17 protein-coding genes, 1 tRNA gene and 1 CRISPR repeat array are annotated in these 22604 nt (G+C 57.1%); of the genes, 6 read left to right on the forward strand and 12 right to left on the reverse strand.

Going from position 1 to position 22604, the window contains the following annotated elements:
- A partial coding sequence (locus ACVWXE_RS11940) for a hypothetical protein (RefSeq protein WP_457490410.1) occupies positions 1-266 on the reverse strand: 266 nt, incomplete at its 3' end.
- A gap of 73 nt (positions 267-339) precedes the next feature.
- On the opposite strand from ACVWXE_RS11940, the gene ACVWXE_RS11945 reads away from it, so the two are divergent.
- Positions 340-1392 carry a CsgG/HfaB family protein gene (locus ACVWXE_RS11945; RefSeq protein ID WP_457384865.1) on the forward strand — a complete coding sequence of 351 codons (1053 nt, stop codon included), beginning with the start codon at positions 340-342 and terminating at the stop codon, positions 1390-1392.
- A 19-nt stretch (positions 1393-1411) separates the two neighbouring features.
- On the opposite strand, the gene pruA is transcribed toward ACVWXE_RS11945, so the two are convergent.
- Positions 1412-4366, reverse strand: coding sequence for an L-glutamate gamma-semialdehyde dehydrogenase (pruA, locus tag ACVWXE_RS11950; protein WP_457490411.1), 2955 nt, complete (start codon positions 4364-4366; stop codon positions 1412-1414).
- 155 nt (positions 4367-4521) lie between these two features.
- On the opposite strand from pruA, the gene ACVWXE_RS11955 reads away from it, so the two are divergent.
- The gene (locus ACVWXE_RS11955; RefSeq protein ID WP_457384863.1) at positions 4522-5181 is read left to right on the forward strand and encodes an SDR family oxidoreductase; all 660 of its coding nucleotides are present in this window, start codon (positions 4522-4524) and stop codon (positions 5179-5181) included.
- A gap of 177 nt (positions 5182-5358) precedes the next feature.
- Here the strand turns inward: ACVWXE_RS11955 and ACVWXE_RS11960 are convergent, their stop codons facing one another.
- From ACVWXE_RS11960 to tgt, 6 genes are all read right to left on the reverse strand, one after another.
- A complete protein-coding gene (locus tag ACVWXE_RS11960; protein ID WP_414351089.1) occupies positions 5359-5655 on the reverse strand; it encodes a hypothetical protein in 297 nt (98 codons plus the stop codon).
- A gap of 6 nt (positions 5656-5661) precedes the next feature.
- Positions 5662-6927, reverse strand: a complete 1266-nt coding sequence (locus ACVWXE_RS11965; protein ID WP_457384862.1) for a hypothetical protein — start codon at positions 6925-6927, stop codon at positions 5662-5664.
- A gap of 86 nt (positions 6928-7013) precedes the next feature.
- Complete coding sequence (locus ACVWXE_RS11970; protein WP_414390867.1) at positions 7014-7199, reverse strand: hypothetical protein; 186 nt, start codon at positions 7197-7199, stop codon at positions 7014-7016.
- Positions 7199-7624 (reverse strand): hypothetical protein, encoded by a 426-nt coding sequence (locus tag ACVWXE_RS11975; RefSeq protein ID WP_457384861.1) that lies wholly within the window; start codon positions 7622-7624, stop codon positions 7199-7201. Before ACVWXE_RS11975 ends, ACVWXE_RS11970 begins: the two co-directional genes overlap by 1 nt.
- Before the next feature lie 196 nt (positions 7625-7820).
- A complete protein-coding gene (locus ACVWXE_RS11980) occupies positions 7821-8432 on the reverse strand; it encodes a hypothetical protein (protein ID WP_457384860.1) in 612 nt (203 codons plus the stop codon).
- Positions 8433-8542: 110 nt separating this feature from the next.
- Positions 8543-9640, reverse strand: a complete 1098-nt coding sequence (gene tgt / locus ACVWXE_RS11985; RefSeq protein ID WP_457384859.1) for a tRNA guanosine(34) transglycosylase Tgt — start codon at positions 9638-9640, stop codon at positions 8543-8545.
- Between the two features lie 121 nt (positions 9641-9761).
- Between tgt and ACVWXE_RS11990 the strand changes: the two genes are divergently transcribed.
- Positions 9762-9844: transfer RNA gene (locus ACVWXE_RS11990), tRNA-Leu, on the forward strand.
- Positions 9845-9901: 57 nt separating this feature from the next.
- Here ACVWXE_RS11990 and ACVWXE_RS11995 read toward each other — a convergent pair.
- Entirely contained in the window at positions 9902-10195 is a 294-nt protein-coding gene (locus tag ACVWXE_RS11995; protein ID WP_457384858.1) for a hypothetical protein, read from the reverse strand.
- A 546-nt stretch (positions 10196-10741) separates the two neighbouring features.
- Between ACVWXE_RS11995 and ACVWXE_RS12000 the strand changes: the two genes are divergently transcribed.
- Complete coding sequence (locus ACVWXE_RS12000) at positions 10742-15322, forward strand: GAF domain-containing protein (RefSeq protein WP_457490412.1); 4581 nt, start codon at positions 10742-10744, stop codon at positions 15320-15322.
- A 526-nt stretch (positions 15323-15848) separates the two neighbouring features.
- On the opposite strand, the gene ACVWXE_RS12005 is transcribed toward ACVWXE_RS12000, so the two are convergent.
- Positions 15849-15992, reverse strand: coding sequence for a chlorophyll a/b-binding protein (locus ACVWXE_RS12005; protein ID WP_041436191.1), 144 nt, complete (start codon positions 15990-15992; stop codon positions 15849-15851).
- 89 nt (positions 15993-16081) lie between these two features.
- Entirely contained in the window at positions 16082-17146 is a 1065-nt protein-coding gene (locus ACVWXE_RS12010; protein ID WP_414414126.1) for a polyamine ABC transporter substrate-binding protein, read from the reverse strand.
- A 356-nt stretch (positions 17147-17502) separates the two neighbouring features.
- Positions 17503-20391: a CRISPR direct-repeat array (repeat unit 36 nt; unit sequence GTTCCCCCTTCGGGGGGATCCCTAGAAATTGGAAAC).
- Between the two features lie 79 nt (positions 20392-20470).
- Between ACVWXE_RS12010 and ACVWXE_RS12015 the strand changes: the two genes are divergently transcribed.
- Both ACVWXE_RS12015 and ACVWXE_RS12020 read left to right on the forward strand, forming a co-directional pair.
- Complete coding sequence (locus ACVWXE_RS12015; RefSeq protein WP_457404170.1) at positions 20471-20995, forward strand: GNAT family N-acetyltransferase; 525 nt, start codon at positions 20471-20473, stop codon at positions 20993-20995.
- A gap of 3 nt (positions 20996-20998) precedes the next feature.
- A complete protein-coding gene (locus ACVWXE_RS12020) occupies positions 20999-21703 on the forward strand; it encodes an esterase/lipase family protein (protein ID WP_457404172.1) in 705 nt (234 codons plus the stop codon).
- A 9-nt stretch (positions 21704-21712) separates the two neighbouring features.
- Here ACVWXE_RS12020 and psb29 read toward each other — a convergent pair whose 3' ends face one another.
- Positions 21713-22432, reverse strand: a complete 720-nt coding sequence (psb29, locus tag ACVWXE_RS12025) for a photosystem II biogenesis protein Psp29 (RefSeq protein ID WP_041436186.1) — start codon at positions 22430-22432, stop codon at positions 21713-21715.
- Between the last annotated feature and the right edge of the window lie 172 nt (positions 22433-22604).

A 22604-nucleotide genomic window follows, 5' to 3' on the forward strand; every position in this document is an offset into this window, starting at 1 on the left:
TCGGAAGCAGGAACCCGCCGAGACGACTGCGCAAGGAGCCATCCATGCGTAGCGTGGTAGGAATCTCCGGCCTTCAGGCCGGGGAGGATGTCAATTGCAGAGAGCGAGTACCTTTGCTCAACAGGGTTGAGATTTGTCAACTCTCCTATACAAACCTTCTCAATCCCTTTTTTCAACAACCTTGTAGTCGGTAGAGTGTAGGGCATCTTCTGGGAACAGGCGACGTCAGGATCCTTAGCCCTTAGCTGCCAGGTGATACCGGTCACCGCCCTGAAGCTCTTTTGGGTGCAAGCTGAGAGTAACTGTGGCCACTTCCCAGATCTAGGAGATCGTTTAACCATGCGCAACCTCTCTTCCATCTTGCTGTTCGGGATCCCTCTGGTGAGCCTCAGTTGGACAGGGATCCCGGTGGTGGCCCAATCCGCCAATCCAGCCCTCTGCCAGCAATTTCCCCAAGACATTCGCTGCACCCTCTCTGCCCCCAGACAGGTGGGACAAGCGCCGCAACCCACATCCCGTCCTCGGATTGCAGTCTTGGACTTTGATTTCAGCAGCCTCAGCAATCCCTACAGCTTCCGCGAGGCTTCTCGGGGGGTGAGCGACCTGTTGGTGGATCGGCTGGTGAGAGATGGCACCTTTTCCGTCATCGAGCGCTCGCGGCTGGACGCGATCTTGGCCGAGCAGAACCTGGGTCTATCCGGTCGACTGGATGCCAACACCGCTGCTCAGGTAGGCCGGATCCTAGGGGTCGATGCGGTGATCCTCGGCAGTGTGACCCAGTTTGATGTGTCTGTGCGCCGTTCTGGGGGTGGGGCACCGGTCTTGACCCCCTTTGGCAGCTTCCCGCTGGCGGTGGGGGCTGAGTCAGTGGATGCCGATGCCAACGTGCAGCTGAATGCCCGCTTGGTGAGCACCAGTACTGCCGAGATCTTGGCCGTGGTCGAGGGCAAAGGCAACGCCAGCCAGTCGGATAGCACGGTCACGGTTGCCGACTTTGGCGGGGGATCCGCCACCAGCAACGAAGAGAAGCTGTTGGTATTGGCAAGCCAACAAGCGGTGGAGCAAATTGCCCAGCAGTTGGCCGGTTTTGCCGGGCGCTTGGCAGCTCAGCCTCGCTCTCTGCCAACGGTTGACGCCTTGGTGGCGGATGTCTACGGCAACCAGGTGATCCTGAACAAGGGCAGCCGCGATGGCTATCGGGTGGGATTGATTCTTTCTGTGGAGCGCGTCGTCCGCGAGGTGAAGGATCCGGCCACGGGGACAGTCTTGCGCAAATTGACTGAGCCAGCCGGACAGGTCCAACTGACGGAGGTGGATGACAGCTCCAGTGTGGGACGCATTCTCAGCGGGGCAGGCTTCAAGGTTGGGGATGTAGCCAAGCCTGTCCAATGAGCTTTCCCAAGCCCTATCCTCAGGATCCCTCGATGGGAGCAAAGCCCTGCCGTTGCGTGTTTTCGGTTACGGTGCGCGGCTCTAAAAATTGCAGCAGGTAGTCGGGGCCGCCGGCTTTGGATCCCACGCCGGAGAGCTTGAAGCCGCCGAAGGGCTGCCGCTCCACCAACGCCCCGGTGATCTCGCGGTTGATGTAGAGGTTGCCGACGGCAAAGTCCTGGCGAGCCTGTTGAATGTGGGAAGGGGTGCGGCTGTAGAGACCGCCGGTGAGGGCGTAGGGGGTGGCATTGGCCATCTGCAGAGCAGAAGAAAAGTCCGGCGCTGAGATCACCGCCAAAACCGGGCCAAACAGCTCCCGCTGCGCCAGCTCTGACTGGGGATCCACCTGGCTGAACACGGTGGGGCCGACGAAGTAGCCTTTTTCCGGCACGGGCAGGCTGAGGTCGAGACGGGCATCAGCCTTAGCCGATTGAATGGCCTGTTGCAGGCGAGCTTGGGCCTCTGCATCGATGACCGGGCCAACTTGGGTGCTGGGGTGGGCTGGATCCCCCACATTTAAAGAGCGCACCGCCTCGATGAGCCGCCCCAAGAACAGGTCGTGAATGGACTGCAAAACGATCGCCCGCGAGCAGGCGGAGCATTTCTGGCCGCTGTAGCCAAAGGCGGAGTTGACCACCCCTTTGACCGCCTGATCCAGGTCGGCGCTTTCGTCCACAATGATGGCGTTTTTGCCCCCCATCTCGGCAATGACCCGCTTGATGTGGTGCTGGCCCGGCTGCAGTTGCGCGGCTTGGGCGAGGATCTGGCAACCCACCGCCTGGGATCCGGTGAAGGCAATCAGGTGCACCCGCCGGTCTTGAACCAACAGGGGGCCAATGGCTTCGCCCACCCCCGGCAGGAATTGAAAGACACCCTCCGGGATCCCAGCTTCGGCAAGGGCCTTGAGGATAAACTCCGCCAGTTTGGCGGCGATCAGCGAAGATTGCTCCGCTGGTTTGAGGAGCACGCAGTTTCCGGCCACCAAAGCCGCCGCTGTCATGCCACAGGGGATGGAGAGGGGGAAGTTCCAAGGGGCGATCACCACCGCCACACCGCGGGGCTGGTAGTGGTAATGGTTGGTTTCGCCGGGCAGGTTGCACTCCCGTCCCCGATCCAGGGCCTCCATCTGCTGGGCGTAGTAGCGGCAAAAATCGATGGCCTCGGAAACTTCCCCATCGGCCTGGGCAATGGGCTTGCCCACCTCCAGCACCATCCAGGCAGCCAGCTCCGCCCGCTGGGCTTCGATTTGCTCCGCCACCCGCCGCAGGATCCCCGCCCTCACGGCAACGGGGGTGCGCCTCCAGCTGGGGAAGCTGGCTTGGGCCGCTGCCAAGGCTTGCTCCACCTGTTCCGGCTCGGTCAACCCAATTTCCGCCACCACCTGTTCAGGATCCGCAGGGTTGAGGGAGAGCATCGCTTGTCGAGTGGGGCGATATTCTCCGGCAATCCAGGGCTGAACCCTCTGACCCAGTTGAGGCCGGATCTCGTCCAATGCCTGAAAAAAGGGATCCCGCTGCTGGGGCTGGCTGAAATCCGTATCGGGAGCGGCGGCAAACGAGAGAGAAGGAGCCTGGAAAACGGATCCCTCCTCCAAAACCGGTGGGGCCAACAGCTGCTCGGGATTGTAGCCCTGAACGCTTTGCCGCAGAAAAGAGGTGTTGGCGGTGTTTTCCAGCAAACGCCGGATCAGGTAGGCCATACCCGGCAGCAGCTCCCCGTAGGGGCAGTACACCCGCACCCGCTGTCCCTTCTGCACCAAGGCCTTGGCCAGGGGATCGGCCATGCCATAGAGCACCTGCAGTTCAAAAGCAGACTGGGGCACCTCCAGGGCTTGGGCAATGGCGATGGCTTTGGCCTGAGAGCGCACATTGTGGCTGGCGATGGCGGCGTGGAGATGGGTGTGGTGCTCCAACAAAAGCTGGGTCATGCGCTCGAAGTTGGCGTCGGTAGCAGACTTGCTGTTGTAAACCGGCTGTGGCCAGTGCTTTTGCGCCGCCAGGATGGTCTCTTGATCCCAGTAGGCCCCCTTGACCAAGCGCACCGTCACCGGGGATCCCCGCTCTTTGGCCCAGGCGATCAGGTTTTGCAGATCGGTGTAGCTATCCCGCAGGTAGGCCTGCAGCGTCAGGCCAACGTCGGTGCGGCCTCGGAACTCCGGCTCCAGCAGCAGCTCCTGCAAAATGGCCAGGGTGAGGGATTTGTAGCGGTACTGCTCCATGTCGAAATGGACCCCGACTCCCAGAGCTTCTGCCCGGCGCAACAGGATGCGAATCCGTTCCCCCACTCTGGTTTTGGCCCCCAGGGGATCGATGGGATCGAACTGGGAATAGAAGGCTGTCAGCTTCACCGACACTTGCGGCACAGGCTGCGGTTGTGGCCAGGTTTTGACCATCTTTGCCAAATGCTCCATCACCTGCAGATAGCGATCCAGATAGGATTGGGCTTCCACTTCGGTGATGACGGCTTCCCCCAGCAAATCCAGCGTGAAAGCCATACCCTGCCGGTGCAAAGCTTCCAGAGTTTTGCTGACTTGCTGTAGAGTTTCTCCGGCAATATAGCGGCGGGCCAGAGCTTCCACAGCAGCGGTGAGAGTGCTGGCAGCCAACTGTCCTGGCAGGGAGTCGGGGTCTGCGAAGTTGAGCAGGCTCTTCAGCATCCCCGGCAACTCTACTGCCGGATCCAAGAGATACTCCTGCAAATGGCGGGCTACCTCAGCCTTACTTTTCAAGCTGGGCAAGACATCGATCAAGCGGAACAACTGGGTGCGCAGGTGGGGGTTCTCCATCGCCCAGGCCAGCAGCTTGTCCTCCCAGCGCAGTTGATCTCGCCACTGGGCCAGCAGGGATCTCTTCTCTCCCGAAAGAGAGGCGAACAGAGATTGGGCAAGAGCTTGGGTTTGGGCCTCGTAGGCGGTAGGAGCAGCTTGGGCAACCATCTGATGAACTGGGTGAACTGGGGCGCGGAATCCCTACCATCCTGTCATGGAAAGGATGGAACCTGAGGCCGATTTTGGGAAGATAATGGCAGATGGGGCCACCGCAAATCCTCGAACAGCTACGCCGGGTATAGGCAGCTTTGCAGGAGAAACTTATGCAGGCTTTTGTTGCAGGGGCTACAGGAGAAACCGGACGCCGCATTGTCAAAGAGTTGGTGGGCCGCGACATCCCGGTACGGGCGCTGGTGCGCAGCCGCGAGCTGGCCGCACGGGTTCTGCCCCCCGAAGCGGAAGTGGTGGTGGGGGATGTGCTGGATCCGGCCACGCTGGAGACGGGCATGGAAGGATGCACAGTGGTGCTCTGTGCTACAGGTGCTAGGCCCAGTTGGGATCCCTTTCAGCCCTACCGAGTGGATTATGAAGGCACCAAGAACCTGGTCGATGTGGCCAAAGCCAAAGGGATCCAACACTTTGTTTTAATCTCTTCCCTGTGTGTTTCCCAGCTGTTCCATCCCCTCAACTTGTTTTGGCTGATCCTGGTGTGGAAAAAACGCGCAGAAGAATACCTGCAAAAAAGCGGCCTCACCTACACCATCGTTCGACCGGGGGGCCTAAAAAACCAAGACAACGACGATGGCATTGTCCTATCCAAGGCGGATACCCTCTTTGACGGCAGCATCCCCCGCACGAAAGTAGCCCAAGTAGCCGTCGAAAGTTTATTCCAGCCCGCCGCCCAAAATCGCATCCTTGAGATCATCGCCAAGCCGGGTGTGCCCAACCAAGAATGGAGCGCTCTCTTTGCTATGGCAAGGTAGGTACCGAGCTGCATGCATGCTGCATACATTATGACTATGAGCGAGTATGAACGCGGCTCCCAGTTCCTCAGCAGGCTCGAACTTGGTGGGCGCATGGCACTCCTGGAAAGTCGATCCTGCATTGGTCGATAGTCTGCCGCAAAATGTCGGTGCCAAGCTAAACTTCTCGTTTTGCCCTTAACTTCCCTCTGTCTGGGAACCAGAAGACTTGGCCAACTGCTGCAAACGATTTAAGATCTGCGCCTCAGCGTTGGCATCGTGGAGTCGCAACGTCAGGCGGGGCACCCGCAACGAAGCCGTAATCCGGCCTGAGGGCAGATCCAGCCACACCAGTTGCCCTTGAAAACAGCGACAGGCAGCCCCCCATTCCTGGGCCAGAGCCTCTACCTCTGACCAGACAAGGCAACGTGGCAGCAGCAGGTCGGTGGCCCACCCAGCCCCACACTCCCGCCGCCTGAGGATGCGCACCTGCATGGATCCCTACATCCGCAAGGACTCCGTCCCGCTGACGCGAGCGGCGTAAAACTCGCACCAGGGATCCCCTTTCTCTCTGGCCTTGGTCTCCTGGCCGTGGAAGAGCCCACCCCGCTGGAAGAGGCGGTTGTAGAAGACTTGATCCAAAACCGGCTTCTGCTGGATGTTGCCGTTGTAGACCAGATTCATTATCGCCGGCACCGCCCCTTGAGCAAAATAGCAGGCGGGATCCTCTGCCCGTGGGTAGGAAGCCAAAAAGTAGTTGGCTTCGTAGTTGCCATCAATGGCCACCCGGCAAGACTCGCCGCTCACCACCTCCAAAGCCTGCCAGCGACCCCACCCCAGACTGCTGGCCACCGCATAGCCGCCGTGGATCCAGTCCGTGTCCTTCTCCAGCATCGGCCCCACCAGGGTTTCCCACTCCACCGATTCCATGATGTTGCCGAAGGTGTAGAAGACACAAACATGCCCCGACTCGCGGATGAGAGCTTCCCCCACCCCCATCAGCTCAGCCCGCACCGCCTTCAGCTCCTGTAAAAAGCGATATTGAATGCGGTTGCAGTAGTTGGCAGGCATGCGCGTTAGCAACACGTTAAACGCGCGAATTTGCCCCCGCTCATCTCCGGCCAAAGGCAAGCCCCACAGAGCTTCGTTGACCGCATCGTAGTCCACTGCTGTTGTGGGCCGGGGGAACTGGAGCGGCTGCTCGATCAACTTGCCCATCCCTGGACTGGGAGTCAACAACTGGGGCCGCGGCAGCCGAGTGGCCTGGATCACGCAGTGATCCTTGCGCGTAACGGCCATACACTCCGTTTCTTCTGCCCCGTAGCTTCCCAGCTCGCCAAACGTGGCATCCAGAGCTGCCGCCACATAGCCCACCGCCAAGTGGTCAATGGGACGTGTGCGGTTGACCTGATCCCCGTACTTGCTCAGCCAACCTTCTGCATAGTGAGAATGGGTAAGCTGCACTTCCCCGCCTGAAGGTGTCACCTCAAACGCCAGCCGCCCAAATCCTAAAAAACTGAAGATCTGAGCTGCTACTGCCAGGCGCTCTTGGGTCTCCTGAATGCCAAGAGCCTTGAAAGCTCCGTACAGAAGACTGTAAAAGATCTCCTGGGCTGCGGTGCGCAGAATTCCCACTCCATCGATCCAGTCGGGATCTTCAATAGTCTGCTGCAGGAATAGGTTGTAGTGATGGCAGTGGAAGATAACCGGCTCTCCAAACAGGGAGATCAGCTTACGGTCGCGGTCGAGATGTAGATGCTCAAGCATAGGCAAGTGAACTCAGATAAACAATAGGGGATCCCACAAGCGCAGCAACTGCCCTCAGACAAACCTCGCCAGCTATTCTCGACTACTCAGACCGGCATGGCAATAGGCAGGCGCTCTCGGCCCAAGAGATCTGCCACTGCTTTGTAGAGAATGCGCAGCTCCTGACGGCTCAGGGCGCCCTTTTCGAGGCGGCTATGATCCAGACCCGTTTTCAAAGAGAGGCGCAGGGCCACAAAGTTAGGATCCGGGGCGTAGCGCTTGGCGTAGCTCATCAAAGCCTGAGCAGTGGATGCAGTGGTGTCTGAACAGGGGGCAACAATGGTTTTCCATCAATTAGGATGGCTTTGATACGCTCTGAAATCGCCTTAAGGTCGGTGGTGGAGCGGGTAAGAAACAAGACAAAGTAGGGGCTTCTGGGAAACGCTTTGATGACAACCCGCAACGCCGAAGTACCTGCCAAAAGGTAGTCCCCCTCTTGGTCAGCGCTTGCCGACTGGCAGAGGCGATTGTTGGCTTGTATCAAGTCAGCCGCGTAGTTGCCCAACTGTTCCAGAGAGATTTCCTCCTGCACATCGTTGGTATACGCAACCCTAGCCACTGCAACGCCATCGGTTACTCGCCCCACCAAAGCTGCGATCAAGCCCGGAAGACCGGCAATGTGCTGCTCAACCACACTGATAAGGGTACGTATGGTCACCAGTTTGCCTCCAGATAGAGATTGAGATTGCAAGAGATTGCCCGTCCCCCAAACTCAGCCTTCAAGAGACGAGCCTGCGGTCGCAGTCGAGATGAAAGGGTTTAAGCGCGAGCAAATAAACTTAAAGTAAACCTAAAAAAGCCTTCCAGGTGTAGCAACTACCCCTGGACAAAGCTTGCTAGCTATTTTGAACTACTCAGGCCGGCATGGCAATAGGCAGACGCTCTCGGCCCAAAAGATCTGCTACCGCTTTGTAAAGAATGCGCAGCTCCTGTCGGGTCAGGGTGCCCTTTTCGAGACGGTTGCGGTCTAGGCCCGTTTTCAAAGACAGGCGCAGAGCCACAAAGTTAGGATCCGGAGCGTAGCGCTTGGCATAGTCCATCAAAGCCTGAGCCACAGACATAGCGCTGTCCTGCACAGGGGGCAGCAGCGGTTTTCCGTCGATCAAGATGGCCTTAATCCGGTCTGAAATCGCTTTCAGGTCGGTGATGGAACGGGTCAGGAATAACACAAAGTAGGGGCTTTTGGGAAACGCTTTGATGACAACCCGCAACGCCGAAGTGCCGGCCAAAAGGTAGTCCGCCTCTTGGTCAGAGCTGACAAGCTGGCATAGACGACTGTTGGCCTGGACTAGGTCGCTGGCATAGGTGCCCAAAAGTTCTAGGGCCTGCTCCTCTTGGGAATCGCTGACGTAGGTTACTTTGGCTACTGTGGTACCATCAGTGGCCCGCCCTATCAAAACAGCAACCACGCCCGGAAGGCCGGCGATGTGCTGTTCAATCACGCTGCTGAGGGTTCGGATAGCCATGATCTGACTCCTTCCTGCGGCTACATGGGATAGCTTAAATGCACGTACTATCCCATGTACTTATTCTACCAAAATGGATCAGATGCTTCCAGACAAATCTCCCGGCCGGCTTAGCTCCAGGGATCCCAGTGCTCATGAAATTGGCCTTCCAAGATGGCCTGACGCATCTTCTGGGTGTAGCGCATCAGCTCTGTGATGTTGTGGATGGAGAGCAGAGTGTAGCCCAGGATCTCTTGCGCGCGGATGAGGTGACACAAGTAGGCTCGGCTGAAGTGGCGGCAGGTGTAGCAGGGACAGTCGGGATCGATGGGATCCAGGCTGCGGCGGTGCTCGGCATTTTTGATGTTCCAGCGTTTGCCCCGGCTGATCACCGTGCCATGGCGGGCATAGCGGGTGGGGATCACGCAGTCAAACAAATCCACTCCGGCGGCCACGGCGGCCCGCATCTCGGCATAGGTGCCCACCCCCATGAGATAACGGGGGCGATCTGCCGGCAGTAGAGGGGCTGTTTGCCGCACAACGGCGTGCATAAACTCGACCGGCTCCCCCACACTCACCCCGCCAATGGCATAGCCCGGCAGATCCAACCGACAGACCTCTTCCACTGCCCGCCGGCGCAGCTCAGGGTAAACTCCCCCCTGCACAATGCCAAACAAAGCCTGATCTGAGCGGCGATGGGCTTCCACGCAGCGCTTCAGCCATTGAGTAGTCCGCCGCACCGCTGCCGCCACCGCCTCAGGGCTAGCAGGATAGGGCGGGCACTCGTCAAAGGCCATGATGATGTCTGCCCCCAGGGCATTTTGGATCTGGATAGACAGCTCCGGGGTGAAACGGATGAGACGGCCATCGCGGGGCGAGCGAAACGTTACCCCTTCCTCGTCGATTTGGCGGATGGCGCTGAGGCTGAAGACCTGAAAGCCGCCCGAATCCGTGAGGATGGGGCCCGGCCAAGCCATGAAGCGGTGCAGCCCCCCGGCCTCTTGGATGATGCTTTCGCCAGGCTGGAGGTGGAGGTGATAGGTGTTGCTGAGGATAATGTGGGCGCCGGTTTCCTTGAGTTGGGCAGGGGTGAGGGTTTTCACATTGGCCAAAGTCCCCACCGGCATGAAGCAGGGGGTGGGGATCTCCCCGTGGGGGGTAATGAAGTATCCTGCCCGCGCCTGGGTATTGGGACAAGTGCCCTCGCAAACAAAGGTAAAAGCTGCCAAAGTTAGCGCTCTGGATCCAGTGCGTGCGCAGCCGAGCTTAGCATAAGGGCAGGATCCCCTTCCAAAGCCCGCCTCAGACCTTGACAAGGATCCCTTTCCTTGGGCATCCTTATAGATCACCGCGGAACTGGCGGAATGGTAGACGCGCTAGATTCAGGTTCTAGTGGCAGCAATGCCATCGGGGTTCAAGTCCCCGGTTCCGCACTCCCCCAAAATGGGTTTCAGGGGATACTGCCAGGTTGTCCGGCTTCACCTCCACTTCTAGAGGGCCAGCTCCTTTTCGATTTGGCCAAGCTTGATGCGGGCAAGGGCCAAGTTGCCTTTCTCTCGATCCAGAACCAGATAGAAAAACAAACCAGAGATGTGCTGGACTAGATGCATTAGGTGGTACTGAGTCTCCAGCAGGATAAGAACCTCCTCGATTTTGTCAGTAAGCTTAAGAGACTCAGCAACTCGCATTTTGGCGCGGATCACCTCTGTGTTTCCGGCAACAGCCAGCTCTAGATTAGCTTCGGGAAAGGCAGGGCTGTTGGTACCCTTGTATCCCAGGCACATCCCGGTTTTCCAATCCCCCAGTGCTACCCCAGTGCTCCATCGATGCTCAGAGCTTTTACCAAACTGTCTTGGAGTTTTTGCATGGCTGAGAGTATTCCCCCTTTACAAAGCTCGTCGCTCTATAGTAAGTCTTCCGTTAAGAAATTTCAACTCGAAGCTTGCTTAAAAATGTTAGGATTTGATTATTTATAGGGTGAGTGAAACCAAATGCATCAGAGGATGCTTATTGAGCTTTCTCATCTTTGACATCAGTATAAATACTGAAACTGGGATCCGGTAAGTCTTTTTCCCTTCTGCCCGCGGCGGCTCTGGACGGGCCACGGCTCAGACTCTTATTTTGGCTCGTTTGCAGGAGCTAGAGTAGCTGACGCAGGCGTGGTGAAAATGTAGCGAACTGAACCAACGGGAAGCTGGTTTGGGGATCGGATCCCTGTAGCTTCCGGTGGAGAGGCTTGGAAGTTATGCTGGGGTTACCTCTTTTACCTTGAGACTATCGACCTCCGAGATCGGTGGATCGGAACCCTTCCTCTCCGCTTAGTTTGACCTATGCCTAAGGCCCCCCTCCCTCCCAACGAAGAGCAGCGGCTGGCTGCCCTGCGGCAGTATCAGATTTTGGACACCGCTCCTGAGAACAGCTTTGACGAACTCGTGCGGCTGGCTGCCCACATCTGCGGCACGCCCATTGCTCTGGTCAGCCTTATCGACGAACACCGCCAGTGGTTTAAAGCCAAATTCGGCGTCGATGTGCAGGAGACTCCCCGGGATGTGGCCTTCTGCGCCCACGCCATCTTGTCGCCTAAAGAGCCGCTGGTGGTGCCCGATGCCACTCAGGATCCGCGCTTTGCCGACAACCCGCTTGTCGCTCAAGAGCCCCACATTCGCTTTTACGCTGGCATTCCCTTGGTAACTCCAGAAGGGCAGGCCCTGGGCACGCTTTGCGTTGTCGATTATCAGCCTCGGCACCTGACCCCAGAACAACTGGAGCAATTACAAGCCCTGGCCCATCAGGTGGTGGCCCAACTGGAGCTGCGCCGTACTTTGAGGGAACTGGCTCAGACGCCTCTGCTGCCTAAGTCGGGGGATACTAAACCTGCCCGCAAAAACCGCTTTCTCCTCAAAGTTACCGCCGGTTTTGGCCTGGCTGCCTTGCTTTTGGGCGGGATCACCTACTCAGCTCAGCGGAATGCCTCTCAACTGCCGCAGCTTACAGAACGAGTGGCCCACACTCTAAAAGTGATCCAAAACTTGGAAGGATTGCTGGCGGAAACCCGCGCCGCCGAAGCCGGTAAACGTGGCTATCTTCTGACCGATAATCCTCGCTACCTCGGTGAGTACCAAGACAGCCTTGAAGCAATCTCTACCCGTCTGCGCCTGCTGCAGGAACTGACTGTCGACAACCCCCTGCAGCAAGAGCGTCTGAAGCGCCTAGAGCTGCTGCTGGAGCAACGGCTACGAGTCATCCAAGACTTGATCCGGCTGAGGGAGCAAGAGGGGCTACTCGCCACCCAGGAAGCCCTGGAAAGCAGCGAAGGGCCAAGGTTGGTGGAGCAAATTGTCGAGTTGATTCGGGTGCTGCAGCAGGAGGAGAATCGCCTTCTGGAGCAACGCAATCAGGAACTGCAGTTAACCTGGGTTAGAACCAATCTCATTGCTTTTGGCGGGCTCATTTTTACTTACCTGGTTTTGGCCTCGGTTTACTTCCTCATCCGCCGGGAGACTGCCGAGCGAGAAGAGGCAGAACGATCCCTCAAGCAAGAGCGGGATTTTACCAACGCGGTTATCGATACGGCAGGGGCGCTGGTGGTGGTCATGGATCCAGAAGGGCGTATCCTGCGCTTCAACCGCGCTGCTGAGCAGCTCTCTGGCTACTCGCTGGCAGAAGTCAAGGGCCGGCTGCTGTGGGATTTGGGTTTGATCCCGCCGGAAGATGTGCCTGGTGTGAAGCAAGCTTTTGAACAGCTCAAGGGCAACTATTCCCTCTTTTTGAATCGCCATGAGAATTTTTGGCGCACCAAGCAAGGGGCACTGCGGCTTATTTCTTGGTCTAACACCGCCCTAATCAACGCTGCCGGCGAGGTGGAGTTTGTCATGGGCGCCGGCATCGACATCACCGACCGCAAGCTGGCGGAGCTGGCCTTGAAAGAAAGCGAAGAGCGCTACCGGGATCTCTTTGAAAATGCCACTGACCTCATCCAAAGCGTGGATGCTGAAGGGCACTTTTTGTATGTCAACCGCACTTGGAAAGAGACCTTGGGCTATGACGAAGCTCAAGTTTATCAAATGACCCTCTTCGACATTCTCCATCCCGACTGCCGGGAGCACTGCCAGGCTCTTTTCCAGAAGCTTCTATCGGGGAAGAAAGTAGAGAGAGTAGAGACAGCTTTCCTCACGGCCACTGGTGAAACTGTTTGGGTGGAGGGCAATGTCAACTGCCGCTTTGAAGATGGAGTGATGGTGGCTACGCGGGGCATCTTCCGCAACATTACCGAGCAGAAGAAAGCGGCAGAGGAATTGGAGCGGCAAAACCGCCGGGCTCAGTTGCTAGCCAATCTCAGCTTGAAGATCCGCGAATCTTTGGATATCGCCGAGATCCTAGAGACGGCGGTAACAGAAATCCAAGCCCTGCTCAAAGCCGACCGAGTCTTGGTCTACCGCTTCCAGCCGGATGGTTCTGGGATCATCTCCAACGAGAAAACTCAGCCGGGGATCCCCTCGCTGGCAGGAGAGGTGATTGAGGATCCTTGCTTTCAGGAAAAGTACGCCCAGCTCTACAGCCAGGGCCGCGTTCGCGTTGTTAGCGATGTGGAAAGTGAAGGACTGGAGCCTTGTTACCTAGAGCTGCTGCAAAAAATGCAGGTCAGGGCCAACATGGTGGTGCCGCTGTTTTTGGAGCAGCAGTTGTGGGGGTTGTTGCTGGCCCACCAGTGCTCCGGGCCCCGTCAGTGGCAACCCTTTGAGATGGAGCTGCTGTCGCAGTTGGCCAACCAAATTGGCATTGCCCTCACCCAGGCAGCCCTTTTGGAACGGGAGAGAAAGCGCAGCCTGGAGCTGGAGCAGGCCCGCAAAGCAGCTGAGCAGGCTGCACAGGCCAAAAGCAGCTTCTTAGCCACCATGAGCCACGAGATCCGCACCCCCATGAACGCGGTACTGGGGATGACGGGCCTGCTGCTGGAGACCCCCCTCAATGCAGAACAGCGGGACTTTGTAGAGACCATCCGCATCAGTGGCGATGCCCTGCTCACCCTCATCAACGACATCCTGGACTTCTCCAAATTGGAGGCCGGGGAAATGGAGCTGGAGATCCTGGATTTCGATCTCCGCTCGTGTCTGGAGGAGGTGGCGGATCTGTTTGCCCCCACTGCCCACGCCAAGGGATTGGAGCTGGCGGTGCTTATGCCGCCGGAAGTGCCGCGCTACCTGCGGGGAGATGCCTCGCGACTACGGCAAATCCTCAACAATTTGGTAAGCAACGCCATTAAGTTCACCCACCGAGGAGAGGTGGTGATCCAAGCAGAGGTGCTGCAAGAAACCGCTACCCATGTCCACCTCAGGCTCTCGGTGAGAGATACCGGGATCGGGATCCCGGCGGCGGCGCAGAGCAAGCTGTTTCAACCGTTTAGCCAGGTGGATGCCTCTACTACCCGCAAATACGGAGGTACGGGACTGGGCTTGGCCATCTGCAAACAACTGACAGAACTGATGGAGGGAACCATCTCGTTGCAAAGCCAGGAGGGACAGGGCAGCACCTTCAGCGTCGAGCTGACCCTGGAGCGGCAGCCCTACGTCCAGCAGCTTGCCCAGCCTTCTGCTCGTGTCCCGGTGGATTTGCAGGGCAAGCGGCTGTTGGCGGTGGACGACAATGCCACCAATCGCAAGATCCTGCGCTGTCAGGCCGCGGCTTGGGGAATGGTGGTGGAAGAGGCCGAAAATGCCTATCAGGCTATGGACAAACTGCGCCAAGCCGTTCGGGAAGGCAGACCCTTCCCCCTGGCCGTTTTGGATATGCAAATGCCAGAGGTGGATGGGGAGACCTTGGGCCGCTGGATCAAGGCAGATCCGCAACTGGCCGAGACGCAACTGGTGATGATGACCTCCCTGGGACTGGGGGAGCACTCCCGCCGCGCTGCCGAAATCGGCTTTGCCGCCTACTTGGTTAAGCCGGTAAAACAAAGCCGTCTGCAGGAAGCGCTGGTCATGGCCCTGGGGAAATCTTCTGGTTTATCCACTTCGCTCTTGGGAATGAGTCCCGTCCTCCCTCAGACGACCCCCAGGGAGGATCGTCCCCGTCAATCGCTGCGCATTTTGCTGGCAGAGGATAACCCCGTCAACCAAAAGGTGGCTTTGCGCCAGCTCGAGAGTTTGGGCTACAAGGCCGATGTGGTGGCCAATGGTCAGGAGGTATTGGATCTCCTGCAGCAGGTCAGATATGACCTTATTCTCATGGATTGCCAAATGCCGGTGATGGACGGCTACGAGGCCACCCGCCGCCTACGCCAACAGGAACGGAGATCCGGCCACCGCACAGTGGTGATTGCCATCACAGCCAACGCCATGCAGGAGGATAGGGAGCGCTGCCTGCAGGCAGGTATGGACGACTATCTCAGCAAGCCGGTGCTGAAGGAAGATTTGCAAAGGTTGCTCAACCACTGGAGCCAGCTGATTGCTCAGTCTGCAGGGGGATCCTCCAACCAAGCCGCTTCTGAAGCAGCCTCTCCAGCTTCCCCCGCCGAGAGCCGGGATCCCTCTTCTCCCACCTTGCCCTATCCCATCGACTCTGCCTATCTGGATCAGGTTTCCGGCGGGGATCGCGGGTTTCAGCGGGAGCTGCTGCAGGTGTTCATCCAAGATTGCGAAACCCAGCTTCCGCAACTGCGCCAAGCCATTGCCGGTTGCAATGCAGAAGGAATGCGGCGGATCGCCCATCGCCTCAAAGGAGCCAGCTCCAACGTGGGAGCTAATGCTTTTTGCCAAGTGGTTCGCGAGCTGGAACACTTAGGAGTGGCGCTGGCCCAGCAGGGATCCCAAGGTGGTCATGACCTAGAATGGGCACGCGCTCTCCAGGCCCCAGAAGACCTAGAACGCATCTTGGCCGATATCCGCCAGTACTTGCAGGATTTGGAAGAGTAGATTCCTAGGGATCCCAAGCCTTCTGCGCTGCTAGCTTTCACTCCCCGCCCCTCTCCCAGTGGAAGAGGAGAGCATGCCTCTAACCCCCAAAACCCTGAACTTTGCTGAATTTACTGAGCTTTAGGCGGTTTGGCAAAAGTCATTGAGAGGGATATAGTAGACCAAGTTTCCCCCTGATCCTTGAGTCCACCGCAACGGTTGCCGGGAAGTGAAGGGGGAAAGCGCTCGAGGGGTATTCCTCAGGGCTTTGCGGGATACCGCCTTCCTGCTCAGAGATAGGCAGGATGCGATCGCTTCTTTCCTGAACCATGTTCAGGAGAGTTCAGCGTGAATGTATCAGTCAGCGGCAGAAGCAAGGCAGTGGAAGCTGGACTTAACAGCCTGCATTTCGCTTCCACTTCCATTTGGATTCATTCAGACCTAAATCCAGAATCGAGGGCAATGCGAAAGCCTGGCTGCTTTGCAGAGGGTGGAAACTACAGCCAGGCAAGCAAGGATCTACAGCAGTGTCGTAGGCCCACCGGGATTACATCAGGCCAATTTGAGAGAGGATCCCTTGGCCGGTCAGCAACTCGGTCGCAACGCCGATCACAAAGCCCAACATTGCCAAACGGCCATTCCATTTTTCGGCGAAGGTAGTGAAGCCGAACTTAGCTTCTTGGTTCTCCATGGTTTTAGCTCCATCAACGGGTGACATCTTTAATGTGGCTCAGATATTAAAAAGTGTCAAGTTTTATGTCGAGAGCTAACAAGGGATCCCTAGCTGCTTTTCACGGTTGTCCAGAGGGCGTCGATGAGGCGCAGCTCTTCCCCTGACAGCACTTTAAGGTAGGTGAGTTTGGCAAGGGCCTCTTCGTCAGGGTAGATGGCCGGGTTTTGCCGATCTTCTGGGTTGATCATGGGCAGAGCTGCAGCGTTGGGGGTGGCGAAGCGGTTGTGGTTGCTCAGTTGAGCGCCGACTTCAGCATCCAGGATGAAATTGATGAAGCGATTGGCCAGCTCGGGGTTGGGGGCCTGGGCGGGAATGGCCATTACATCCAGCCAAATGTGGGCACCCTCGCGGGGGACAAAATAGCCGATGTTGGGGTTTTCTTCGGCAGCTTGCAGGGCATCGCCGCTGTAGACGATGGCTACATTGGCCGTTCCAGAAACCAGTTGGTTTTTGCCCCCCACGCCCCCAATTAGGCCGGCACTGCGGCGCTTGGTGTCGATCAAAAGCTGCTGGATCTGCTGCAGTTCGGAGCGAACGGTGGTGTTCATATCGAAGCCCAGGTAAACGGCAGCAGCGCCGATCATGGAGCGCATCTCGTCGATCATCACAAAGGGGCCATACTGCTGCTGCGGGTCGAAAATCAATCCCCAAGAGCGTTCAAAGTTTTCGGGCAGGCGGTCTTTGCGGTAGCCAATGCCGGTGGTGCCCCACTGATAGGCGGCGGTGTAGGTGTTTTCTGGATCAAAGGGCAGGCCGACAAATTTTTCGCCCAGGTTGCTTAGGTTGGGGATCAATTCTTTGTTGAGAGGCTGCAGCAGTCCCAGCTCCAACATGTTGGGCACAATGTAGTCGGTGGGAACAACAATGTCGTACTGGCTGGTGCCTCCCCCCCGCAGTTTGGCCACCATGTCTTCGTTGGATTCGTACACGCTGACCAGCACGCGGCTATTGGTGGCTTTTTCAAAGGCGGTGAGGATGTCGGGATCGATGTATTCTGACCAGATGTAGAGGTTGAGAGTCTGCCCCTGGGCAGAGGTAACATGGGGCCAAAACAAAACCAGGACAAGCACACAGCAGAGTAGGGTTGTAGCCGAGGCAATCCACTTTTTCATGAGATTTCTCCGACTGTGAAAAGTTGAAAACATCGTATCTGCTTTCATCCCCCAGCCGGCTACACCCGCGGCTAGGGGGCACGCCTTGGGCAATCGCCAAGCCCCGCAAACTCCGGTTGAGGCTCGGGTACTCACCCTTGTTTCCAAGACAACACCCAAACGGTATCAACGCCTCCGCGAGCGATCCGCCAAAAGCCGCAAAGGCCGATTCTTTCGTCGGATCCCTCGATGCCTTGCGCCACAAGGCTTTCCAGCCCCAAAACCCCCTCGCCGCAGCTCTTTTTGCCGACTTTTTTCCGGATCCCTCGCAAATGGGTCTTGCATTCCTTGCCCTGCTTGGGTTTAATAGGAGTGGAGTTCCCCCTTCGGGGGGATCCCTAGAAATTGGAAACTTGAGTCATCACAACCTCCTAATCAGCAGGGAACACTGAAAGTTCCCCCTTCGGGGGGATCCCTAGAAATTGGAAACTTCTAAACAGGGTTTAACATCCTCCTTTAGTAGCTCTGGTTCCCCCTTCGGGGGGATCCCTAGAAATTGGAAACTTCACGAAGTCCGATGTAATCCGCTATGCATACCTCGTTCCCCCTTCGGGGGGATCCCTAGAAATTGGAAACTTGCGCATAGAGCGCGGAGAAATCAGGGAAGCTTTGGAGTTTATGTTCCCCCTTCGGGGGGATCCCTAGAAATTGGAAACGGTATCAACCCTCTCTTCCAATGCCCAGGGGTTATAAAGTTCCCCCTTCGGGGGGATCCCTAGAAATTGGAAACAGATAGCATTCTTGTACTTACCAACCAGTCTGGATACACGTTCCCCCTTCGGGGGGATCCCTAGAAATTGGAAACTCCAGGTTGGGCAACCAAATCGGCTTCAGACGGAAGCCACGTTCCCCCTTCGGGGGGATCCCTAGAAATTGGAAACTTTCGGGGCAGTCTAACTCTGACTCATAGCTCTTACAGGTGTTCCCCCTTCGGGGGGATCCCTAGAAATTGGAAACAAGACCGAATACGGTACCACCGGCCCTATCTTTGTGCGAGTTCCCCCTTCGGGGGGATCCCTAGAAATTGGAAACCTTCTGTCAACAGACATAGCAAACGTACAACCTTGTGAGTTCCCCCTTCGGGGGGATCCCTAGAAATTGGAAACTGGGATCCCTGTTCCGTTTGACCGGTAGGGCTTGGGTTCCCCCTTCGGGGGGATCCCTAGAAATTGGAAACGTTCTCAGGGATCCCGCCTGCGCCTCCAGCGCTTGGTTCCCCCTTCGGGGGGATCCCTAGAAATTGGAAACGCCCCACTTTGCAAAGGGGCGAAGTAGCCATCCCGTCTGCTGTTCCCCCTTCGGGGGGATCCCTAGAAATTGGAAACGTCTTCACTAATTTTGACCCCATTGATGGCGACACCTGCTAGTTCCCCCTTCGGGGGGATCCCTAGAAATTGGAAACTTCCTCAGGCACTCCTTATATAAGACTAGTTCAAGTATGGTTCCCCCTTCGGGGGGATCCCTAGAAATTGGAAACACAAACTCTACGGCCAAGTCCGGCGTACCCTCCTCGATGTTCCCCCTTCGGGGGGATCCCTAGAAATTGGAAACAAGTAATGGTGTACGTAACGGATAAATGCTCCTTGAAAAAGTTCCCCCTTCGGGGGGATCCCTAGAAATTGGAAACGGGTGTGTAGAGGGGGTTAGGGGGTTAGAAAAAGAAGGTTCCCCCTTCGGGGGGATCCCTAGAAATTGGAAACAGGAGAACTGCGTTCTCTACCCAACTCGGGACCTTGAAGTTCCCCCTTCGGGGGGATCCCTAGAAATTGGAAACTGCGGCTGGGAAGTGCCAGTCATATCTGTCTTCTATCAAGTTCCCCCTTCGGGGGGATCCCTAGAAATTGGAAACACTAGGATACTGGGTAGAGGTACAGAGTGTGAGTATTATTGTTCCCCCTTCGGGGGGATCCCTAGAAATTGGAAACGATGATCACCGCGTCCTCCGGAATGTCATCGCTGGTGTCCAGTTCCCCCTTCGGGGGGATCCCTAGAAATTGGAAACTTCTAAGCGGATATACGGGCGTTATAAGGTGATTTCTTGTTCCCCCTTCGGGGGGATCCCTAGAAATTGGAAACCTCCGTTCTCCGTAAACTGGATCTTTGTTTTGGACTTTGGAAGTTCCCCCTTCGGGGGGATCCCTAGAAATTGGAAACGCGCATGGCGATAGCGGTTACCGAACTTCTCCCAGTCTAGTTCCCCCTTCGGGGGGATCCCTAGAAATTGGAAACAGGTAGAGGCGTTCCTACTATTCCTGATCCAAATAAGTTCCCCCTTCGGGGGGATCCCTAGAAATTGGAAACGGTAGCCTTCAGAGACTGGGCGAAGAAGGGATCCGAAGCTGGTTCCCCCTTCGGGGGGATCCCTAGAAATTGGAAACCAAGTGTAGTAAGTACATTTGGTTTAGCTAGCAACAAAAGAAAGTTCCCCCTTCGGGGGGATCCCTAGAAATTGGAAACCCACCTGCTGAACCTGTGTTCTTAGAACTTCCTAATCGTTCCCCCTTCGGGGGGATCCCTAGAAATTGGAAACAGTATCCATGAAAATTCTCCAAACTCATAGCTCCATTGTTCCCCCTTCGGGGGGATCCCTAGAAATTGGAAACGTCGTAAATAAGATGGATCCTGTTTTAGGAAAGTTGTACGCAGTTCCCCCTTCGGGGGGATCCCTAGAAATTGGAAACGTGGGCAGTCGATGATTGCGATCTCAGTGGTGTCGAAGAAGAAGTTCCCCCTTCGGGGGGATCCCTAGAAATTGGAAACGGTATCGACGAATAGCTTCTGGATCGTGTTTATCTAGTTCCCCCTTCGGGGGGATCCCTAGAAATTGGAAACAGCCTCCTTCCCAATAGCGCGGACCAGCATGTAGTCCGCACGTTCCCCCTTCGGGGGGATCTCTAGAAATTGGAAACAACTAGGATATTGGGTGTGTAGGTGGTTAAATTAGAAGTGTTCCCCCTTCGGGGGGATCCCTAGAAATTGGAAACTCCTTTAGTCGAACTGGAGGAGCAATGGGTTGGATGGTTCCCCCTTCGGGGGGATCCCTAGAAATTGGAAACAACCACTAGATGTACTAGTGCTGGATGGATATTGGGATGTTCCCCCTTCGGGGGGATCCCTAGAAATTGGAAACGTGAACTCAAGGGCACGCTCAAAGTCACTTTTCATCAGTGGTTCCCCCTTCGGGGGGATCCCTAGAAATTGGAAACAATTCCGCCACCGATCCTGGCTATACTGAGGACACGCTCACCCAAAGTAGGGGTGAGCTTTCACTCGGCAGCGATTCACATGAGTTTTTGGAAGGGCCTGTTCGGGTCAGCAGGAGCTGCTACAACCAAAGAGCCGGCGCAAACAGCTAGGGCCGACCGTCGCCAGGAAACGGTGGTGGTACGAGGGGAGACAATCCTCTTCAGCTTGGATCCCAACTTGGATCTGTACGAGCTAGAGGAGCTCTGCGATGCGGTGGGGTGGTCGCGTCGCCCCATTCACAAGGTGAGAAAAGCCCTGCAGCACAGCTTTTTGGTGGTGTCGATGTGGCAGCAGCGGGGCAGCTACCGTCGCCTCATCGGCTTTGCCCGGGCAACGTCCGACCACGCTTTCAATGCCACCATTTGGGATGTGGTGGTTCATCCCGATTTCCAGGGCAAGGGTCTGGGCAAGCGGCTGATGGAAAAGGTGATCCACGAGCTGCGCGCCCGAGACATCAGCAACATCACCCTTTTTGCCGATCAGGGAGTGGTCAGCTTTTACGAACGGCTGGGCTTCACCGCCGACCCTGAGGGGATCAAAGGCATGTTCTGGTATCCCCGCTAGCGTATGGCCCCTGTGGTGATTTTGCCCGGTTATCTGGCGGGTGCGTCGGAGTATGAGCCCCTGCGCCAAGAGCTGGAAGCCCGCGGCTATGCGGCACGGGTGGTGCCGTTGCAGGTGCGCAGTTGGTTTCCCACGCTGGGGGGAAGGCCTGTCACTCCCATCCTGTGGGCCCTTCGAGAGACCATCCAAAAGACCTGCGCTGAGTTTGGGGTTGACCGAGTTAACCTGGTGGCCCACTCCGCCGGCGGCTGGATTGCCCGCATCTACCTGGGATCCGTGCCCTATGGGGGACAGGTGTGGCAGGGGCGGGAGCACGTCGCTACGCTGATCAGCCTGGGATCCCCCCACACCAGCCGGGAGCGCTGGACGAAGCGCAATTTGGACTTTGTCAACACCCACTATCCGGGGGCCTTTTGGCCCGAGGTCAAATATGTGTGCGTGGCGGGCAGGGTCATCCAGGGGCAGAGGTTGAGTCTGGGATCCCTGTGGCGACAGGAGCATTATCTGGCTTGGCTGGCCTACAACAGCTATTGGCTCACGGCTGGACAGGGGGAATTGTGGGGCGATGGCATTACCCCCATCGAGGCTGCCCACCTGCAGGGGGCTGTTAACCTCACTCTGCCCAACTGCTACCATTCCGGTCGGGGTGGACGGCGCTGGTATGGATCCCCCGAGGTGGTGGAAACTTGGGCTCAGTATCTGGCTTAGGGCTGGGGTTTAGCTGCCAGGCTTGCTTGGGTCGCCGAGGGAAGTCTCGGGCAAAGAGGCGGCCGATTGGCGGCGTTCCTGCTGACGCCGGGCGGCTTTTACCATCTCCTCGACCACAGCCCGCGCCTGCTTCATGCGATCCAAACTGCTGCGATAGAGCTCCAGATCTTTTCTCACCCGCTCTGTTGAAAAGGGCAGCTTGCTCACCACATTCTCCAAAAAGCGGCGGGTGCGTTCTTCTGGTTCTTCGTAAAGGGACTTGGCCACAACTTCATAGGCTGTGTAAAGGCCAACAGCTAAGACCCGGCTGTAGGCGTAGGGCGGCTGAGTCATGCGCTCCAAAATGGCTTTCAACCCACCCACATCTTCCGCCTCTGGCTTGAGACAGAGGAGATCAAGTCTTTGACGGGGATCCCCGCTTCCCATCAACTCCAGCAGATCGCGGGCATTCTTGCGCAACACCTCCGGCTTGAGGTGCAGAGCCTTACAGAGGGCGTTGAAAATGGCTTCTCGCTGCTCAGGGGGGTGATAGGCTTCCATCAGCCCGTCGTAGAGGGTGACCAGCCCCAAGGCAAAAAACGGATCGTAGACGAAGGTGCTGTTGACGGTGGTCAGGTGCAGCTCCACCAACAACTCCTCCACCACCCGGCGATAGACGGCGTTGATCGGGCGAGGGTAGGCGCTGAAAAAGGCCGCTTTGGTGGCGGAGAGGGTGCGAACAGGATTCACAGGCAGACAAAAATGAGCTTGAGGATGGCTTCTCTGTTTTTTTATTCTCACCTGTGCTGACCCTGAGGGCAAGCTGTGTTGACATCCTCCCCGGCCTGAAGGCCGGAGATTCCTACCACGCTACGCATGGATGGCTCCTTGCGCAGTCGTCTCGGCGGGTTCCTGCTTCCGA

Source organism: Thermostichus sp. MS-CIW-41, from assembly GCF_054058915.1.

Bases quoted from the DNA above. Each gene is read 5' to 3' on its own strand.
- ACVWXE_RS11960 (WP_414351089.1), bottom strand. From the start codon at position 5,655: ATGCAGGTGCGCATCCTCAGGCGGCGGGAGTGTGGGGCTGGGTGGGCC.
- ACVWXE_RS12020 (WP_457404172.1), top strand. From the start codon at position 20,999: ATGGCCCCTGTGGTGATTTTGCCCGGTTATCTGGCGGGTGCGTCGGAG.
- ACVWXE_RS12015 (WP_457404170.1), top strand. From the start codon at position 20,471: ATGAGTTTTTGGAAGGGCCTGTTCGGGTCAGCAGGAGCTGCTACAACC.
- ACVWXE_RS11995 (WP_457384858.1), bottom strand. From the start codon at position 10,195: ATGTGCCTGGGATACAAGGGTACCAACAGCCCTGCCTTTCCCGAAGCT.
- ACVWXE_RS11980 (WP_457384860.1), bottom strand. From the start codon at position 8,432: ATGGCTATCCGAACCCTCAGCAGCGTGATTGAACAGCACATCGCCGGC.
- ACVWXE_RS11965 (WP_457384862.1), bottom strand. From the start codon at position 6,927: ATGCTTGAGCATCTACATCTCGACCGCGACCGTAAGCTGATCTCCCTG.
- ACVWXE_RS11945 (WP_457384865.1), top strand. From the start codon at position 340: ATGCGCAACCTCTCTTCCATCTTGCTGTTCGGGATCCCTCTGGTGAGC.
- ACVWXE_RS12000 (WP_457490412.1), top strand. From the start codon at position 10,742: ATGCCTAAGGCCCCCCTCCCTCCCAACGAAGAGCAGCGGCTGGCTGCC.
- pruA (WP_457490411.1), bottom strand. From the start codon at position 4,366: ATGGTTGCCCAAGCTGCTCCTACCGCCTACGAGGCCCAAACCCAAGCT.
- ACVWXE_RS11970 (WP_414390867.1), bottom strand. From the start codon at position 7,199: ATGAGCTACGCCAAGCGCTACGCCCCGGATCCTAACTTTGTGGCCCTG.
- ACVWXE_RS11955 (WP_457384863.1), top strand. From the start codon at position 4,522: ATGCAGGCTTTTGTTGCAGGGGCTACAGGAGAAACCGGACGCCGCATT.
- ACVWXE_RS12005 (WP_041436191.1), bottom strand. From the start codon at position 15,992: ATGGAGAACCAAGAAGCTAAGTTCGGCTTCACTACCTTCGCCGAAAAA.
- ACVWXE_RS12010 (WP_414414126.1), bottom strand. From the start codon at position 17,146: ATGAAAAAGTGGATTGCCTCGGCTACAACCCTACTCTGCTGTGTGCTT.